At 58.8% G+C, this 228-nt stretch carries 1 protein-coding gene; it reads right to left on the bottom strand.

Features of this window, described 5'->3' with window-relative positions:
- Positions 1-228, bottom strand: a 228-nt coding sequence (locus tag SB719_RS23125) for a hypothetical protein (RefSeq protein ID WP_412160187.1), incomplete at both ends; no start/stop codon positions are given.

The raw sequence follows: 228 nt of genomic DNA, 5'->3' as shown, positions 1-228 counted from the left end.
ATGGAAACAGGCAGGTCGCGCCTTTCCATCTGGGACAGGATTTCGTGCGGAATGCGACCTCCCGCCATTTCGCGCGGCGACAGGTTCATGGCGACCGTCAGATCGCAGCGACCGCTTTCGGTGAGCTTGTCGATCATCTCGCAGCAATTGAAGAAGACATTCTTCGTAAGCTGCCGCACCACGCCCACTTCGCAGGCAACATCGATGATTTCGGGCGGGGCGATGGTG

The sequence above is a fragment of the Pantoea sp. SIMBA_079 genome, from assembly GCF_046940275.1.
In the GTDB taxonomy this organism is placed as follows: Bacteria; Pseudomonadota; Gammaproteobacteria; order Enterobacterales; family Enterobacteriaceae; genus Pantoea; species Pantoea borealis.
Note: the sequence above shows the minus strand (reverse complement) of the source record. Positions and strands in the feature narration are given on the sequence as shown.